This is a genomic window from Stenotrophomonas sp. YJH_SMC_131 (genome assembly GCF_059367975.1).
In genome coordinates, this window is sequence record NZ_JCAFRJ010000002.1 from 287,870 (window position 1) to 302,965 (window position 15,096).

12 protein-coding genes and 1 riboswitch are annotated in these 15,096 nt (G+C 67.1%); of the genes, 7 read left to right on the forward strand and 5 right to left on the reverse strand.

The genetic code is table 11. The features are described 5' to 3' along the window. Position 1: 1 nt before the first annotated feature. On the reverse strand, positions 2–289 hold the full coding sequence (locus AC5P56_RS05125; RefSeq protein ID WP_032960023.1) for a hypothetical protein: 288 nt from the start codon (positions 287–289) through the stop codon (positions 2–4). A gap of 133 nt (positions 290–422) precedes the next feature. Between AC5P56_RS05125 and AC5P56_RS05130 the strand changes: the two genes are divergently transcribed. Next, positions 423–1,124 carry an alpha/beta fold hydrolase gene (locus AC5P56_RS05130; RefSeq protein WP_046431979.1) on the forward strand — a complete coding sequence of 234 codons (702 nt, stop codon included), beginning with the start codon at positions 423–425 and terminating at the stop codon, positions 1,122–1,124. Between the two features lie 8 nt (positions 1,125–1,132). On the opposite strand, the gene AC5P56_RS05135 is transcribed toward AC5P56_RS05130, so the two are convergent. Together AC5P56_RS05135 and AC5P56_RS05140 are read right to left on the reverse strand one after the other, a co-directional pair. Next, the gene (locus tag AC5P56_RS05135; RefSeq protein WP_014648023.1) at positions 1,133–1,621 is read right to left on the reverse strand and encodes a hypothetical protein; all 489 of its coding nucleotides are present in this window, start codon (positions 1,619–1,621) and stop codon (positions 1,133–1,135) included. Positions 1,622–1,643: 22 nt separating this feature from the next. After that, entirely contained in the window at positions 1,644–3,734 is a 2,091-nt protein-coding gene (locus AC5P56_RS05140; RefSeq protein ID WP_075077158.1) for a catalase, read from the reverse strand. 114 nt (positions 3,735–3,848) lie between these two features. Between AC5P56_RS05140 and AC5P56_RS05145 the strand changes: the two genes are divergently transcribed. From AC5P56_RS05145 to AC5P56_RS05155, 3 genes are all read left to right on the forward strand, one after another. Then, on the forward strand, positions 3,849–4,571 hold the full coding sequence (locus AC5P56_RS05145; RefSeq protein ID WP_014038112.1) for an AraC family transcriptional regulator: 723 nt from the start codon (positions 3,849–3,851) through the stop codon (positions 4,569–4,571). Between the two features lie 82 nt (positions 4,572–4,653). Continuing rightward, on the forward strand, positions 4,654–6,021 hold the full coding sequence (locus AC5P56_RS05150; protein WP_014648020.1) for an amino acid permease: 1,368 nt from the start codon (positions 4,654–4,656) through the stop codon (positions 6,019–6,021). Positions 6,022–6,159: 138 nt separating this feature from the next. Next, positions 6,160–6,570 (forward strand): VOC family protein, encoded by a 411-nt coding sequence (locus tag AC5P56_RS05155; RefSeq protein WP_481453942.1) that lies wholly within the window; start codon positions 6,160–6,162, stop codon positions 6,568–6,570. 91 nt (positions 6,571–6,661) lie between these two features. Here AC5P56_RS05155 and gcvP read toward each other — a convergent pair whose 3' ends face one another. Next, positions 6,662–9,529 carry an aminomethyl-transferring glycine dehydrogenase gene (gene gcvP, locus AC5P56_RS05160; RefSeq protein WP_032960028.1) on the reverse strand — a complete coding sequence of 956 codons (2,868 nt, stop codon included), beginning with the start codon at positions 9,527–9,529 and terminating at the stop codon, positions 6,662–6,664. Between the two features lie 62 nt (positions 9,530–9,591). Beyond that, a riboswitch (glycine riboswitch) is annotated at positions 9,592–9,694 on the reverse strand. Positions 9,695–9,993: 299 nt separating this feature from the next. Here gcvP and AC5P56_RS05165 point away from each other — a divergent pair. From AC5P56_RS05165 to AC5P56_RS05175, 3 genes are all read left to right on the forward strand, one after another. Then, a complete protein-coding gene (locus AC5P56_RS05165; RefSeq protein WP_032960036.1) occupies positions 9,994–11,220 on the forward strand; it encodes a multidrug effflux MFS transporter in 1,227 nt (408 codons plus the stop codon). 140 nt (positions 11,221–11,360) lie between these two features. Next, a complete protein-coding gene (locus AC5P56_RS05170; protein WP_049441930.1) occupies positions 11,361–12,254 on the forward strand; it encodes a siderophore-interacting protein in 894 nt (297 codons plus the stop codon). Positions 12,255–12,323: 69 nt separating this feature from the next. Beyond that, positions 12,324–12,716: a hypothetical protein gene (locus AC5P56_RS05175; RefSeq protein ID WP_014648016.1), complete on the forward strand. Its 393-nt coding sequence runs from the start codon at positions 12,324–12,326 to the stop codon at positions 12,714–12,716. A gap of 119 nt (positions 12,717–12,835) precedes the next feature. Here AC5P56_RS05175 and AC5P56_RS05180 read toward each other — a convergent pair whose 3' ends face one another. Further along, positions 12,836–14,800 (reverse strand): M2 family metallopeptidase, encoded by a 1,965-nt coding sequence (locus AC5P56_RS05180; RefSeq protein WP_032960031.1) that lies wholly within the window; start codon positions 14,798–14,800, stop codon positions 12,836–12,838. Positions 14,801–15,096 lie beyond the last annotated feature (296 nt).

The window sequence follows — 15,096 nt, forward strand, 5'->3', positions numbered from 1 at the left end:
CTCATTGCTCCAGGACGCTGCCGAGCATGGCCCCAAGCACGTACAGCACGCCAAGCGTGGGAGGAATCACCAGAAGGTAGACGGTGATCCAGGTCATTCCGGAAAGCCAGCGTCCCACGCCGATGACGTTGAGTGCTGCGGTCTGCAGCATCACCGGCAGTTGCATGAGGATGTAGGCGCTCTTGGGGTCGCTGTTGGACCGGGCATCGAGCACCAGCCAGGTGGTCAGCGCGAGATAGAGCGCGCATAGGGCAATGCCGGTCCAGCTGAGCCAGCGTGGCTTGCGCATGCCGCCTTCCTCGTCTGTCCGGGGCCATCAGGGTAGCGCCGCGAGCAGCGGCGTGCACTTCCCTGGGTCGAGCCGATAAGCGAAGCTGCGCGGCAGCGAGTCGTGCGAAGGGACCGGAGAAGTGAGCAATGTGATGAACGCCGTGATGCTCCCAATCGTGATGCTGCCCGGGCTGGATGGCAGCGGCCTGCTGTCGACATGCTTCGTGGAAGCGATGCAGGACCAGGGGGTTACCGTGCAGGTGCTGCCGCTGCCCATGCACGGGCCACAGGACTACGTTACATTGGCGTCGATCCTGCGCCCGCAGCTTCCCATCTCTCCCTTTGTGCTGCTGGCTGAATCGTTTGCCGGGCCGCTGGCTATCGAACTGGCGGTGGCTTCACCGCCGGGGTTGCGCGGATTGATACTGAGTACGACCTTCGCGCGGCGACCGGTGCCGCTGCCAGCGGCGAGCGCACGCTTGCTTGCCCCTGCATGGCCACCGCCGCCGCTGGCGTTGCTGGCCCGGCTTCTGCTGGGGCATTGGCGGACACGCATGAACCTTCGCGAGCTGCGGCATGCGATCGCTGCGGTACCGACCGCGATCCTGCGGCAGCGCGCTGCGGCGACACTGCAGATCGATGTCCGCGCGCAGTTGCCGAAGCTCATGCTGCCGACGTTATGCCTGCATGCACGACAGGACCACCTGTTGTGGCCGCCCAGCGTGGCCGAGCTGCAGGTCTTGTTGCCCGATGCCCGGCACGTATCGCTGGAAGGGCCGCATCTACTGCTGCAGGCCCGTGCCGAGGCAGCCGCAGCCGAAGTTGCCGCATGGATGAGGGCGCTCCCCTCCTGATCGAAGACTCAGCCGCGTGCACGCGTGCGCGCGGCTTTCTTCGCCGCCGCCTTGCGCACGGTCTTCTTCGCGGCCCGCGTCTTGGCTGCCTTCTTCGCGGCGGCGCTCCGCGCGGCGGCCGTACCCGCCTTCTTTACCGCTGCCTTCTTCGCCGTCTTCTTTGCGGCCTTCTTTGTCGCGGTCTTGCGAGCCGGTGCCTTCTTCGCCACCGCCTTCTTCGCAGGTGCCTTCTTCGCCGCCGTCCTCTTGGTTGCGGCCTTCTTTGTGGCCGATTTCCTGGCAGGCGCCTTCTTGGCAGCCTTCTTGCTGGTCGCCTTCTTCGCGCCCTTGCGGGCACTGCCGGCGCGCTTGCCGCCGCCGTCCTGCTTGTTCACGGTGGCCCAGGCAATGCGCTCGGCGGTGCCTTCACTCGCGCCGCGATCACGTTCGCTTTCCTCGATGTGCTCGGCCTGGCGCTTCTGCTTTTCGGTGTATGCGGATTTGTCACCACGGGGCATGACGATTCTCCTGTCGTTGTGGTCAGGCCAGCAGGCGCAGCTTGGGCTCGCGCGCCCACTGGCGGGTGGCGGCCGCCGCCAGGAATGCCTTGGCGTCTTCTGCTTCGACGATGCCGGGGTCGTTGCCGACGCGCGCCGCCTTCAGCAGCACCTGGCCGCCCGCGTCGCTGGCGATGGCCTTCAGGTGTGCCCACGCCTGGCTGACGAATTCGACGGCTGCACTCTCTTTCGACAAGGCCTTCGCGGCTTCAAGGCTGAGCACCACGGCTACTGCATCGAACACGGCTGACGGGGTGCCCGCCAGCTGCCCATCTGCCGCCTGCAATGCGCCATCGCTCAGCGTGGCGCCTCCCACTTTTGGCGCGACCAGCTTCACGTCTGCACCTGCCTTCCGGACGGCCTTGCTCAGGCTGGCAATCACGCGCGCGTCGGAGCCTTCGTCGAACAGGATGCCGATGCAGCGACCCTGCAGGGTGGGCTTGTTACGCCCGATCACGCGCACCTCGGGAGCGGGCGGCATGTCCCGCACCGGCGTGGCGGTTGGGGCCGGGTCGGGCAGCGCAGGCAGGGCCAGGCCATCGGCCACGCGCTGCGCCAGCGCGTCATCGATGTTGCGCAGGTGGCTGACGGTGCGCACCCGCACCTTCAGCGTTTCCACCTTGGACAGCTCGAACACCAGCGCCGATGCCAGGTGCGCCTGCTCCGGCTTTTCCAGGCTGCGGAAGAACATCCGGGCCTGGCTGTAGTGGTCGGCGAAACTCTCCGCGCGGGTGCGGCCCTTGCGGCCATCGTCGGCGCTGGCATGGCTGCGGAATCCGGCAGGCGTCTCGCGCGGGGTGTCGTCCTGCAGCGAGCTGGGATCGTAGGCGACGCGGCCCTTGGGCACCTGCATCTGCATGTGGCCGTCGCGCTGATGATTGGCAAACGGGCACTTCGGTGCATTCACCGGGATCTGGTGGAAGTTCGGGCCGCCCAGGCGCAGCAGCTGGGTGTCCAGGTAGGAGAACAGGCGGCCCTGCAGCAGCGGGTCGTTGCTGAAGTCGATGCCGGGCGGCACGTTGGCCGGGCAGAACGCCACCTGCTCGGTCTCTGCGAAGAAGTTGTCGGGCCAGCGGTCCAGTACCATGCGCCCGATCACCTGCAACGGCACCAGCGATTCGGGAATGATCTTGGTTGGATCCAGGTGGTCGAACGGGAATGCGTCGGCGTCTTCTTCGGTGAACAGCTGCACCGCCAGCTCCCATTCGGGAAAGTCGCCGCGCTGGATGGCCTCGAACAGGTCGCGGCGATGGAAGTCATTGTCGGCCGATTGCAGTTTCAACGCTTCGTCCCAGACCGTGGACTGAATGCCCAGCTTGGGCCGCCAGTGGAACTTGACGAACGTCGACTCGCCGGCCTCGTTCAGCAGGCGGAAGCTGTGCACACCGAAGCCTTCGATCATCCGCAGCGAACGCGGGATGGCGCGGTCGCTCATCGCCCACATGATCATGTGCATCGATTCGGGCATCAGCGAAATGAAGTCCCAGAACGTGTCATGGGCCGACGCGGCCTGCGGGAAGGCGCGGTCCGGCTCCATCTTCACTGCGTGCACCAGGTCCGGAAACTTCATCGCGTCCTGGATGAAGAACACCGGGATGTTGTTGCCGACCAGATCCCAGTTGCCCTCCTTGGTGTAGAACTTGACCGCAAAGCCGCGCACGTCGCGCGGGGTATCCACCGAGCCTGCGCCACCGGCCACGGTCGAGAAGCGGGTGAATACCGGCGTCTTCACGCCGACCTCGGTCAGGATGCGCGCGCGGGTATGGGCTGCCAGTGATCGGGTCAGCTCGAAGTAGCCGTGTGCTGCGCTGCCACGTGCGTGCACGATGCGCTCGGGAATGCGTTCGTGATCGAAGTGGGTGATCTTCTCGCGCAGGATGAAGTCCTCCAGCAGCGTGGGCCCCCGAGGTCCCTGCCGCAGGGAGTTCTGGTTGTCCGCCACCGGAATGCCCTGGTCGGTGGTCATTGCCGGATGGCTACCCCCGGCCTGCTGGTGCAGTTCATCGCCATCGCCCCGGCGGTGGCTTTCGGCAGGGACGGTTGCGCGCTTGCCGGTCGGCTTGCTGGCGGCCATGGACGTTGGCTCCGGATCATCAAAAGGAACCACGACACTGGAACCAGCCCCGTTAAACCACGGTCCGGCAAAGGTGAACGTACGGGCAAAAGCAGGCTCGGGTATGCTTGCCGCATGCGAGTCGAGCCCGCCGACATCGAAGCCCTGTTCGACGCCATCCCGGATGTGCTGTTCTTCATCAAGGACCGCCAGGGGCGTTACACCCACGTCAACCAGACCATGCTGCGGCGGCTGGGTCTGCGCGCGCGCAAGGACGTGATCGGGCGTACGGCGGCCGAAATCTACCCGACCGGCCTCAGTGCGGACTACGTTGACCAGGACGCCCGCGTGCTGTCCGGTGAGGTGATCGAGAACCTGATGGAGCTGCACCTGTTCGCCAACCGCGAACCGGGCTGGTGCCTGACCTGCAAGCGCCCGCTGGTGGTCGACGGGGCCATCGAGGGCCTGATCGGCATTTCCCGCGACCTTGGCCAGAAGGACAGCCTCGGCACCCAGTACGAGCAGCTGCGGCTGGCGCTGGCCCACCTCAACGCGCACTACGCCGAGAACGTGCGCATGCAGACCCTGCTGGACATCACCGGCTTTTCGCTGTCCAAGCTGGAGCGCAGCTTCCGCAAGGTGTTCCAGATGACCCCGCAGCAGGTGCTGACCCGGCTGCGGATCCAGATGGCCATGCATCTGCTGCATGGCGACGACAGCATCGCCTGCATCGGCCAGGCCTGCGGTTTCAGCGACCAGAGTGCCTTCACCCGCAAATTCAAGGCTGAAACCGGTTTCTCGCCGCGTGCCTATCGTGCCCGTATCGGTGGGAACGTCGGCGAGCCGGCGCTGGCCTGAGCGGCCTGCTGCGCTGTGCCTATCCCCGTGGGCACGGGACAGGGTAAGGTGTCGCCCCTGTAGCCCGCCGCCAGCCCCGCCGATGCCCAACTCGATTCCGACCGCTTCGCCGTCCCGCCTCGGACATTCGCTCAAGCCCCGCCAGCTGATCATGATGGGCCTGGGCAGCGCCATCGGCGCCGGGCTGTTCCTCGGCTCGGGCGTGGGTGTGCAGGCGGCCGGTCCGGCGGTCCTGGTGTCGTATCTGGTCGCCGGAGCGCTGGTGATCATCGTGATGAACGCGCTGGGCGAGATGGCGGCGGCCAAACCGACCAGCGGCGCGTTCTCGGTGTATGCAGCCGACGCCATGGGCGCTACCGCCGGTGCCACCGTGGGCTGGCTGTGGTGGGTGCAGCTGGTGATCGTGATCGCCGCCGAAGCAGTGGGTGCGGCCGGGCTGCTGGCCACGGTCTGGCCGGCGATACCGGTACCGATGGCGGCGTTGGCGTTCATGCTGTTCTTCACCGCGATCAACCTGCTCGGAGTGAAGAACTTCGGCGAGTTCGAATTCTGGTTCGCCATCCTCAAAGTCGCGGCGATCCTGGCGTTCATCGCCATTGGCGTGGCGCTGCTGATGGGATGGCTGCCGCAGGTGACCTCCCCGGGCCTGAGCAACTTCACCGAACACGGTGGTTTTGCGCCGAAGGGCCTGGCCGGGATCGGCGCGGCGCTGCTGGTGGTGGTGTTCGCCTTCGGCGGCACCGAGATCGTGGCCGTGGCGGCGGCCGAAACCGAAGACCCCGAGCGCAGCATTGCCCGTGCCATCCGCACCGTGGCCTGGCGCATCCTGGTGTTCTACATCGGCTCGCTGAGCGTGATCATCGCCGTGGTGCCGTGGACCAGCGAGGCGCTGAAGTCGCCGTTCGCCGCCGTGCTGGACATCGCCCGCATCCCGGGCGCTGGTACCGCCATCACGCTGATCGCCGTGATCGCGCTGCTGTCGGCGCTCAATGCCAACCTCTACGGCGCCTCGCGCATGATGTATTCGCTGGCGCAGCGTCGCGAAGCGCCGGCCGTGCTTGGCTGGACCGACCCGCGCCAGGTGCCGGTGATCGCCGTGCTGGCCAGCGTGCTGTTCGGCTTTGCCGCCACGGTGATGGAACTGCTGTTCCCGGACCGGGTGCTGCCGGTGCTGCTGAACATCGTCGGTTCCACCTGCCTGCTGGTGTGGACGCTGTCGCTGGTCTCGCAGCTGGTGCTGCGTCGTCGCGCGGATCGTCTGGGTACCCGACTGCCGTTCCGCATGGCCGGTTTCCCGTGGCTGACCTGCTGTGCACTGGCGATCCTTGCGCTGATCTTCGGCCTGCTGCTGAGTGAGTCGCACACCCGCCTGCAGTTCCTGTCGATGGTGGCGTTGACCGCCACGATCGCCGCCAGCAGTGCCATCGCGCGGCGCATGCGCCAGGCGTGATTCTGTAGAGCCGACCCTGCGGTCGGCTGCTGTTTGCGCGATCGCCAGCCGAGCATGGGCTCGGCTCTACAACAGGCACACACTCCGCGTGGCACTGTGCAGGCAGGCCGTCATCGGCCCGTCGACCAGGAGTACCGCATGCTGCGCAGCCGTCCCTTCCTGATGTTCACCGGCCAGGCCGAGGCCGCGCTGGCCCTGTACGCCGAAGCCTTTGCCGATTTCCGGCTGCTGGCCCTGCAACGCCATCCCGAGGGGGCCGGCGCCGGCGTGCCGGGGCAGGTCCGCCAGGCCATCTTCCTGCTCGGTGGCACCCACTACCTGTGCTTCGACAGCCTGGACGTGCACGATTTCACCTTCTCGCCGTCGATCTCGCTGTTCGTCGAGTGTTCCGGTGCCGAGCAGTTCGAGCGCGCGGCACGCTTGCTGGGTGAGGGCGGCCATTGGTTGATGCCGGTGGGCGACTATGACTTCAGCAATCGCTACGGCTGGGTGCAGGACCGCTTTGGCGTGTCGTGGCAGTTGAGCCTGGGGCAGATGCCGGACCCGTGATCGGATGCTTGTGGGTGTGGGCCTTGGTCCACACGCCCCATGAAAACGGCCCGCTTGCGCGGGCCGTTTTCTTTACCGATGCAGTGAGGAATCACGCCTCGACTTCATCATCCTTGTAGGCATCGACCGGGATGCAGGCGCACATCACGTTCTTGTCGCCGTACACGTTGTCGACACGCGCCACCGGCGGCCAGTATTTGCTCTGCTTCAGGCTGGCCAGCGGGAAGGCGGCCAGTTCACGCGGGTAGGCGTGGGTCCACTCGCTGGCGGTCACTGCGGTGGCAGTGTGCGGCGCGTTCTTCAGCGGGTTGTCCTCGCGGTCGAGGCGGCCGTCTTCGATCGCGGTGATCTCCTCGCGGATCTGGATCATCGCGTTGATGAAGCGATCCAGTTCGTGCAGCGATTCGCTCTCGGTCGGCTCCACCATCAGCGTGCCGGCCACCGGGAAGCTCAGGGTCGGGGCGTGGAAGCCGAAGTCGATCAGGCGCTTGGCCACGTCCTCGGCACCGATGCCGCTGGTCTTCTCCAGCGGGCGCACGTCCAGGATGCACTCGTGCGCCACCAGGCCGTTGCGGCCGGTGTACAGGGTCTTGAAGTGCGGGGCCAGGCGCTTGGCGATGTAGTTGGCGTTGAGCTGCGCGACCTGGGTGGCCTTGCGCAGGCCGTCGCGGCCCATCATCGCGATGTACATCCAGCTGATCGGCAGGATCGAGGCGCTGCCGAAGCTGGCCGCGCTGACCATGCCGACCGGGCCGTTGTCACCCAGCTTGCCCGGCAGGAACGGGGCCAGGTGCTCCTTGACCGCGCACGGGCCGACGCCCGGGCCGCCACCGCCGTGCGGGATGCAGAAGGTCTTGTGCAGGTTCAGGTGCGAAACGTCCGACCCCCACTTGCCCGGCTTGGCCACGCCGACCAGGGCATTCATGTTGGCACCGTCGGTGTACACCTGGCCGCCGTGCTTGTGGATGATCTCGCAGATCTCCACCACCTCTTCCTCGAACACGCCGTGCGTGGACGGGTAGGTCATCATGATCGCGGCCAGGCGGTCGCTGTACTTCTCGGCGTTGAGGCGGATGTCCTCGACGTCGACGTTGCCGTTGGCATCGGTCTTGGTCACCACCACCTTCATGCCGCACATCTGCGCCGAGGCCGGGTTGGTGCCGTGCGCCGAATCCGGGATCAGGCAGATGTCGCGGTGGCCTTCGCCGCGCGAGCGGTGGTAGGCGCGGATCGCCAGCAGGCCGGCGTACTCGCCCTGCGCGCCGGAGTTCGGCTGCAGGCTGACCGCGTCATAGCCGGTGCATTCCACCAGCATCGCTTCCAGCGTGTCGATGAGTTCCTTGTAGCCCAGCGCCTGGTCGGCCGGCACCAGCGGGTGGATCTGCGAGAACTCCGGCCAGGTCACCGGGATCATCTCGGCGGTGGCGTTGAGCTTCATGGTGCACGAGCCCAGCGGGATCATCGTGCGGTCCATCGCCAGGTCCTTGTCGGCCAGCGAGCGCAGGTAGCGCAGCAGTTCGTGCTCGCTGTGGTGGGTGTTGAACACCGGATGGGTCAGGAATGCGGACTGGCGCAGCAGGCCGGCCGGCAGCGCATCGGCGGTGCTGGCATCCAGCGCGTCGACGTCGGCCTGCGCACCGAACACGGCGGCCAGTGCGACCACGTCGGCGCGGGTGGCGGTCTCGTCCAGGCTGATGCCGACCGAGTCGCTGTCGATCGCACGCAGGTTGTAACCGGCGGCGCGGGCCTTGGCGTGAATCTCATCGGCGTGCACGCCGGTGACATGCAGGGTGTCGAAGAAGTCGCCACCGACCTGCACGCCGGCCTCGCGCAGCGCGGCGGCCAGGATCGAGGCCAGGCGGTGGGTGCGCCGGGCGATGCGGGTCAGGCCTTCCGGGCCGTGGTACACGGCATACATCGAGGCCATCACCGCCAGCAGCACCTGTGCGGTACAGATGTTGGAGGTGGCCTTCTCGCGGCGGATGTGCTGCTCGCGGGTCTGCAGGGTCAGGCGGTAGGCCGGGTTGCCCTGGGCATCGACCGAGACGCCGATCAGGCGGCCCGGCATCGAGCGCTTGTAGGCGTCGCGGCAGGCCATGAATGCGGCGTGCGGGCCGCCGAAGCCGAACGGCACGCCGAAACGCTGGCTGTTGCCGACCACGATGTCCGCACCCCATTCGCCCGGGGCGGCCAGCAGGGTCAGCGCCAGCAGGTCGGTGGCCACGGCCACCAGGCCGCCGCGCGCGTGCACGGCCTCGACCAGCGCCTTGTAGTCGCCGATCTGGCCGAAGGTGTCCGGGTACTGCAGCAGCAGGCCGAAGGCTTCTGCTTCCAGTGCCTCCGCCGGGGTGCCGACGCGCAGCACGATGCCCATGGGCTCGGCGCGGGTACGCAGCAGTTCCAGGGTCTGCGGGTGCACGGCGTCGTGCACGAAGAAGGTGTCCGACTTCGACTTGGCCGAACGCTTGGCCAGGGTCATCGCTTCAGCTGCGGCGGTGGCTTCGTCCAGCAGCGAGGCGTTGGCGATTTCCATGCCGGTGAGGTCGGCGCACAGGGTCTGGAAGTTGATCAGCGCTTCCATGCGGCCCTGCGAGATCTCGGCCTGGTACGGGGTGTAGGCGGTGTACCAGGCCGGGTTTTCCAGGATGTTGCGCAGGATCACGTTCGGCGTGTGGGTACCGTAGTAGCCCTGGCCGATGAAGCTGCGCAGCACGGTGTTCTTGTCGGCGATCGCACGGATCTTCGCCAGTGCCTGCACTTCGGTCATCGATTCCGGCAGTGCCAGCGGCGCCGGCGACTTGATCTTGGCCGGTACGATGGCATCGGTCATCGCATCCAGCGACGCGTGGCCGACGACGTCGAGCATCTGCGCGATCTCGGCATCGTTGGGGCCGATGTGGCGCTCGACGAACGCATTGTGGTGCTCGAGCTCACGCAGGGAAGGGGTGTTCTGGGACATGGCGAAGGATCCGTCAGGAAAGGGCACACGCACGGGCACAAGCCGCCGGTCGGCGGTCTGCGGGGCGCCCCTCTGTCCTTTTGCCTGAGAGTTTGGAAGCGCGGAAAACCGCGGCTTCGTGCCCCTTCGGCGCCGGATCGAACCGGTCTCTCCAGAGTTGTGTTACGGGTGGTATCGGGCCTGAGCGATTACGGGCGTTGCGCCTTCGGCAGCGGTGTTCCGCTTCTCCCACCGTGTTGCCCGCCGATTATAGCCCGTTGCGGGCGCGCCAGCCGCCTGCGGGCCCGGCCGCGGCGCCTGAATGGCCGATGGCCCGCCCGTGCGTTTTGTGCACTGCTGCATGGCATCAGGCGCAATCCCCACCTATGATGGGCGGATACCCGAATTCATCTGGCGCCGTCCCTGCTGCAGGGGACTGGCGCCCGCCGTGCGTGCCGCGCATGGCCCTGCCGGACGCCTTCTCCATGACCGCCGCTGTTGCTCCTTCCACCCGCCGCATGGCCCTGCTGCTCGCCGGCCTGGCCATGTTCGGTCCGTTCTCGATCGACACCATCTTCCCAGCGTTCCCGCAGCTGGCCCAGCGCCTGGCGGTGGACGAGGTGGCGGTGCAGCAGACCATCAGCGTGTACCTGCTGTTCTACGGCCTGATGAGCCTGGCACACGGCCCGCTGTCCGATGCCTGGGGCCGCAAGCGGGTGATCCTCGGCGGCCTGGTGGTGTTCGTCGGCGCCTCGGTCGGCTGTGCGCTGTCCACCGATCTGACCACGCTGCTGGGGTTCCGCGCCCTGCAGGGCCTGTCTGCAGGCGTCGGCATGATCGTCGGCCGCGCGGTGATCCGCGACCTGTACCACGGTCACGACGCGCAGCGGCTGATGAGCCAGGTGTCGATGCTGTTCGGCATCGCCCCGGCGATCGCGCCGATCATCGGTGGCTGGATCCTGCTCAGCGGTGCTGGCTGGCCGCTGATCTTCTGGTTCCTGGTGGTGTTCGCACTGGTTCTGCTGGCGGCCACCGCCCGCTACCTGCCGGAGACCCATCCGCTCGAAGCGCGCGTTCCGTTGTCGCCGCGGGTGCTGATGCGTGATTACGTGCGCATCGGTTTCAATCCGCGCTTCCTGCGCCTGGCGCTGGCCGGCAGCATCGGTTTCGGTGGCATCTTCCTGTACATCTCCTCGGCACCGGTGTTCGTGATGCAACACCTGCACCTGGGCGAGGGCGGTTTCGCCTGGCTGTTCATCCCCACCATCGGCGGCATGACCACCGGCTCGTTCCTGTCCGGGCGCATGGCCGGGCACACCACGCCCACCCGCCAGGTATCCATTGGTTTCGGCCTGTGCGCGCTGTCGGTGCTGCTGAACGTCGGCTACGTGGCGCTGGCGCCGCAGTTCGTGCTGCCGTGGGCGGTGCTGCCGATCTTCCTGGGTGGCATGGGCATGGCGCTGATCTTCCCGATCCTGGCGCTGGCGGTGCTGGACATGTACCCGCACCAGCGCGGCCTGGCCTCGTCGCTGCAGGCCTTCGTGCAGCTGATGATCAGCACCGTGGTGGCCGGCGTGGTGTCGCCGCTGCTCAGCGCCAGCCCGCTGCACCTGGCGTTGGGCCAGGCTGGGTTCTTCGGCGCCGGCTTCGTGTTCTGGTACTGGGAACACCGGCGCGAACGCGCGGCGCAGGCAGCCTGCACGGGTCACTGAGCAGCGCGCAGGGGTAGGGCAGGCTACGACGCCCGCAACGCTTGCGACGGGAAACCGCCGGACTAGGCTGGACACTCCAGCCAGCCGGTGCACAGGTGCACGACAGCCAGCCGATCCACTGTCGTTGCATGAGGTTCCCCATGGCTGCGCAGCAGACCTACCGCCTGTTCGAGGTGGCGCTGAAGGAGCGCCGCGTTCTTTCCCCTTCCCTGGACCGCATGGTGTTCACCGGTGCCGACGTGGCGCGGATGACGACCGGAGGGCCGGACCAGCGCATCAAGGTGTTCTTCCCCTTGCCCGGCCAGGAGGTGCCGCAGGTCCCCAGCGGCGAGGACTGGTACCCACGCTATCGGGCCCTGCCGGACGATCAGCGCCCGCCGATGCGCACCTACACCCTCCGCCAGCTGCGTGCAGAGCAGGGCGAGGTCGATGTTGATTTCGTGCTGCATGGCGAGACCGGGCCGGCCTCGCGATGGGCCATCCATGCACGGCCGGGCGACCGCGTGGTGCTGCTGGCCCCGGATGCCGACTGCGCCGACAGCAGCGAGGGCTGGGAATGGAAGCCGCCGGCCGGCGTTGGCCAGGTGCTGCTGGTGGCTGACGAGACCGCGCTGCCGGCAGTGGCCGGCATTCTTGAGGAACTGGCGGCCAGGGTGGATCCGCCACGTACGCTGGCCCTGCTGGAAGTGGCGCAGGCCGGTGATGCGGTTCGCCTGAAGGCGCCGGCCACGGCCGAGCTGGTCTGGTTGCCGCGCGGGCAGGCGGCGTACGGGGCGCCTCTGTTGCAGGCGGTGCAGGCGCGCCTGGCCGCCTCGAGCGTGGTCGCTGGCGAAGAACTGGAAGAGATCGACGTCGACGCGCAGATCCTCTGGGAACAGGCCGATGCCAGCGTGGCGGGGCCGCTGTATGCCTGGGTGGCAGGCGAGGCGGGAGCGGTGATGGCGATCCGTCGCCATCTGGTCCGCGAGTGCGGGCTGGACCGCCGCACGATCACCTTCATGGGTTACTGGCGGCACGGGAAAGTGTTGGACTGAGGGGGTGTGAAGCGGTGTGGCGGGCGGGGGTGCGCTATCCTTGCGCCCCCCTCGCAGCGGTACCGCACCATGTCCACCAGCTCCAAGACCCGCCGCGACCAGCGCCGTCGCCAGGAAAAGCAGGCCGCCAACAAGGCCGCTGCCCAGGCCTCGCCGGTGGAGCCGCATGCGGAACTGCGCGACGCGCAGCGCACCCTGCTGGCCGGTGTCGTGCGCCGCGATGGCGAATGGGTGCTGGGCATGGACGGCCGTATCGCCGGCCACAGTGACTCCGCCGCGCAGGTACTGGCGCTGATCATGCAGGCCGGTGAACTGCACGAGCGCAACGGCACGCCGGTGCGCCTGATGTACTCCGATGCGCTGCGCGACGCCGCACAGGCCGAAGCGAAGGAAAAGGGCCAGACCTTCGAGGAGTTCAAGGCGGACCTGGCCGCGGCGATGGCGGCGAAGAAGGACAGCTGACAGGCATTGCGGTAGAGCCGGCCGCTGGCCGGCTGCCCGCGGGGTCTTCATCGCGTAGTTGCCGGCCAGCGGCCGGCACTACCAGGAAGGGGCGGATCCTTGCGGACCCGCCCCTTTTTTCATTTTGCCGCCGGGGCCGCGTTGGCCTGCCAGCCGCACATCTGGCCTTCGTTCTGCTGCTTCAGCCACTCGTTGACCGGCGTGAAGTACTCGATCATCGGGCCGGCATCGAGCTTGTCGGTGCCGGTCAGCTCCTTCAGCGTGGCCTGCCACGGCTGGCTGGCACCCTTGCTCAGCATCGCCCAGTATTTCTGGCCGGCTTCCTTGTTGCCGTAGAAGGTGCACTCATGCAGCGGGCCCTTGTAGCCGGCCGCGTCGCACAGGCCCTTGTAGAACTGGAACTGCAGGATGCGCGCCAGGAAGTAGCGGGTGTACGGGGTGTTGCCTGGCACGTGGTACTTCGCGCCCGGATCGAAGAACTCCTCGCCACGGGTACTGGCAGGCGCCACGCCCTGGTACTTGGCCTTCAGGTCCCACCATGCCTTGTTGTAGTTGTCGGCGGTGATCGAACCATCGAACACACCCCAGCGCCAGCGGTCGATCATCAGCCCGAACGGCAGGAACGACACGCCCGACAGCGCCATGCGCATCTGGTTGTTGATGACCGCTTCGCGGCTTTCGGTCGGCGCATCGACCAGGCCGATCGAGCTGAGGTACTTGGGGGTCATCGCCAGCACGATGGTGTCGCCGATCGCTTCATGGAACCCATCGTTGGCACCGCCCTGGAACAGCGGCGGCAGCGGGTTGTAGGCCAGGTCGTAATAGATGTGGCCCAGCTCGTGGTAGATGGTGGTGAAGTTCTCTTCGTTCGGCTTGATGCACATCTTGGTGCGCACGTCGCCTTCCATGTTCATGTCCCAGGCGCTGGCGTGGCAGACCACATCGCGGTCATCGGGCTTGATGAACTGGGTGCGTTCCCAGTACGACTGCGGCAGCGACGGCATGCCCAGCGACACGTAGAAGTCCTGCGCGCGTTCGGTCATCTGCTTGGCGGTGCGCAGTTCGGCCTCGCGCTGCGCCTTGTACTGCGCGGCCACGTTGGCATCCTTGCCGGCCTTGGCCAGCGCCGCGCTCAGGTTGGTCTGGTACTGCTTCTCCAGCGCCGCGGTGATGTCCAGGCTGCCGGCGCCCGGGTACGGTTCCAGCTGGTCCCACAGGTTCGACCAGTCCTGCTGCCACATGTTGCCCAGCAGGTGCGCGGCGATCAGGCCGTTGCCCACTTCGGCCTTGTCCTTGCCGTAGGTCTTGTCCAGCTTGCCGCGTGCGTAGCAGTGCAGCTGCTCGTACATCGGCTTGACCTGTTCCCACAGGCGGTCGGTTTCCGGGCCGATCTGCTCCGGCGGCATGTCATAGCCGCTGCGCCACATCTGGCCGGCATCGGTGAAGCCCATGCCCTTGGCGCCTTCGTTCACCAGGCCGACGAACTTCTGGTAGTCGCCGCGCATGTTCTTGGTGGTGCTGTGCCAGCCCTGCCAGGCGTCGAGCTGCTTGTCATAGTCGCGGCTGCGTGCCAGCACCTGCTCCAGCTCGCCCAGCTGGCGGCAGGAGTTCGGATCGTTGGCATCGGTGCAGTACTTGCCGGCGCCATAGCTGCCTTCCATGCGGGTGGCGATCTGGGTCAGCTCGGCCAGCTTGGCCGGGTCGCGCGGTGCCGGCATCGACGACATCAGCTTCAGCAGGTGGATGGCGCGCTTGCTGTCCTCGCTCATCGGCTTGCCGTCGAACTTCGCAGCCTGTTCGATCCAGCTGTTGAGCTGGGTCAGCGAGCGCTCGTTGGCCTTGGCCGCGATGCGTTCCGAATCACTATTGATGTAGGTGGAGGACAGCCACTGCGCCGAGGTCATCTCCGGGTAGGCGGCCTTGAACTCGGCATTGATGCGGGCCACGAACTGGTCGGCGGTTTCGCCGGCCGGGGCGCTGCTGCTGGCGGTATCGGTGCCTGGGGCAGCTTCCTTCTTGCAGGCGGCCAGGGCCAGCGTGGCGGCGGCGATTGCCGAGGCCAGCAGGAGATGACGGTGTTTCAAGGGCGGTCCTTGGGTGGTGAACGACGGCCGAAGGCTAGTGGGCAGCCGCTGCCTCCGCAAGTGGCGGAAGTCGGCCGGGCGGCGCCCGGCACCCGCAGAGGCCTTCAAGCAACGGCAAAGCCGAAGCAACAGCAACAGCGGACTATCCGTGGTTTGGCGGGGCGGTGTCGGAGTGCGGGGACGCCGCAAGTACGTCCGTGTAGGCTTGGCAGCCGCATCCATGCGGCTGACACCCCGCACTCCGACACCGCCCCACCTCTGACAGATTCCGTGTGCTGTCGGTAGGTGTCGACCTT

What these genes read in the sequence shown, in the direction of transcription:
- AC5P56_RS05125 (WP_032960023.1), bottom strand. Translation starts at nt 289, where the DNA reads ATGCGCAAGCCACGCTGGCTCAGCTGGACCGGCATTGCCCTATGCGCG.
- AC5P56_RS05130 (WP_046431979.1), top strand. Translation starts at nt 423, where the DNA reads ATGAACGCCGTGATGCTCCCAATCGTGATGCTGCCCGGGCTGGATGGC.
- AC5P56_RS05135 (WP_014648023.1), bottom strand. Translation starts at nt 1,621, where the DNA reads ATGCCCCGTGGTGACAAATCCGCATACACCGAAAAGCAGAAGCGCCAG.
- AC5P56_RS05140 (WP_075077158.1), bottom strand. Translation starts at nt 3,734, where the DNA reads ATGGCCGCCAGCAAGCCGACCGGCAAGCGCGCAACCGTCCCTGCCGAA.
- AC5P56_RS05145 (WP_014038112.1), top strand. Translation starts at nt 3,849, where the DNA reads ATGCGAGTCGAGCCCGCCGACATCGAAGCCCTGTTCGACGCCATCCCG.
- AC5P56_RS05150 (WP_014648020.1), top strand. Translation starts at nt 4,654, where the DNA reads ATGCCCAACTCGATTCCGACCGCTTCGCCGTCCCGCCTCGGACATTCG.
- AC5P56_RS05155 (WP_481453942.1), top strand. Translation starts at nt 6,160, where the DNA reads ATGCTGCGCAGCCGTCCCTTCCTGATGTTCACCGGCCAGGCCGAGGCC.
- gcvP (WP_032960028.1), bottom strand. Translation starts at nt 9,529, where the DNA reads ATGTCCCAGAACACCCCTTCCCTGCGTGAGCTCGAGCACCACAATGCG.
- AC5P56_RS05165 (WP_032960036.1), top strand. Translation starts at nt 9,994, where the DNA reads ATGACCGCCGCTGTTGCTCCTTCCACCCGCCGCATGGCCCTGCTGCTC.
- AC5P56_RS05170 (WP_049441930.1), top strand. Translation starts at nt 11,361, where the DNA reads ATGGCTGCGCAGCAGACCTACCGCCTGTTCGAGGTGGCGCTGAAGGAG.
- AC5P56_RS05175 (WP_014648016.1), top strand. Translation starts at nt 12,324, where the DNA reads ATGTCCACCAGCTCCAAGACCCGCCGCGACCAGCGCCGTCGCCAGGAA.